Origin of the sequence: Capnocytophaga catalasegens (assembly GCF_026005215.1) — a bacterium.
Taxonomy (GTDB): domain Bacteria; phylum Bacteroidota; class Bacteroidia; order Flavobacteriales; family Flavobacteriaceae; genus Capnocytophaga; species Capnocytophaga catalasegens.
On record NZ_BPMA01000033.1, the window covers coordinates 1 to 1470 of the forward strand.

General features: G+C 31.4%; 1 protein-coding gene. It reads left to right on the top strand.

What is annotated here, in order from left to right:
* The coding region (locus OO775_RS09680) for a hypothetical protein (protein WP_264846883.1) at positions 1 to 1470 on the top strand (1470 nt) is incomplete at both ends.

Consider the following 1470-nt stretch of genomic DNA (forward strand, 5'->3'; position numbering starts at 1 on the left):
CGTGTAATAGAGAATACAATAGCCTCTGTAAAATGTTTGCAAGAAGGTGAAACAGCTGAGAAAGGTGCTAAAAATAATTGGGTGTTTAAAAAAGGTGCTTCAATTACTTTTAAAGCTAATTTTTACATAGACCCTACTGAAGAAGAACTCTCTTCTCTGAAAATGATGGTGTTAGATGAAAGGGGAAGTATACTAAGTGATTTTTCACAAAAAGAGGATTGTATTACTTTTGTTCCTGAAAATAAAGGAACTATATATACTATCCAAGTAGAATACACTACCTCTTCAGGAAAAAAGGTACAAGAAAAACTTAAAGGAAAATGTGCTTTAAATAGTGTTATATCCGTTTCTCCTACTAATAATGCTTCTGAAGTTAGACCTAATGAAGAAGTTACCATTAAGGTTCAAAAAATGAGGTTTAGTGATAACTCAGAAGATGTTGCTAATATAAAATGGGCTCTCAATGGAATAGTAGTACAAGAAGGCGGAAAAACATACAAGTTCCGTAATGATAAAGAACGAACATACTATATAGAGGCTTTTAGCTTAAAATCTAACTCTTCGGAAAAGCCCGATGAAAAAGATACTTGGAAACTTACAGTAACAGAAAATGAAGTTAAAGATATTTCAGTAGAGGGAGTGCTAAAAGTAGGAAAACCCTTTACTCTTACAGCAAAAACTATATTCCCTGATCTCACAACTAAAGATTTAGAAAGAATATATTGGTCTATTCCTTTTAGCTATATAGATGAAGATGGTATTCCGCATAAACCTTTTGAAATACGCTACCAAATAAAAGGTTTTGGTCTTGGTTATTCTAAGGATCCAAGGATAATGAAAATAACACCTTCAGCTGAGGGTGAGTTTGAAGTTACTTGTAGTATTAATAAAAAAACAATAAAGAAAAAAATTAATGTTGTTCGTCCTACAATTTCTTCAGTTCATTGGATAGACAAAGATGGGAGTAGTGGTAATATCTTAGCAACAGCAGGATATGACCAAGAAATGTATGCCTATGTAGAACACATAGGATTAGATGGAGAAGAAGTTGTTGTAGAGGTATATAATGCTAAAGACAAAAAGACTCCTATTTTTACCTCTGAAAAAATAACAGTTCCTGTAGGTAGTAAAGAATTTACTTTCCTTTACTCAGTAAAAAAAGAGTATAAAGGGAAAACAGAGGAAGAGAAGAAGGAGGAAGATAAAAAAAGAAAGGATTTCCAAATATTTTTCAAAGTAAAACCCGTTGACACGAATCTTTTTTTGAAGTATTCAAATGAAGAATTTGAAAATAATCTCCTTACAATTACAAATAGAGGCGATATAGTAGAAGCCTACTTCTGTAATTCAGATGATAGTGAAAAACAAAAATTTATAGAATCTGGAAAAGTTGCACATTTAAAGATATATGCAACTAATATGAAAAACAGAGAAGTTGAAGTATTGTTTTTTACAAGAGATAAATTTCTA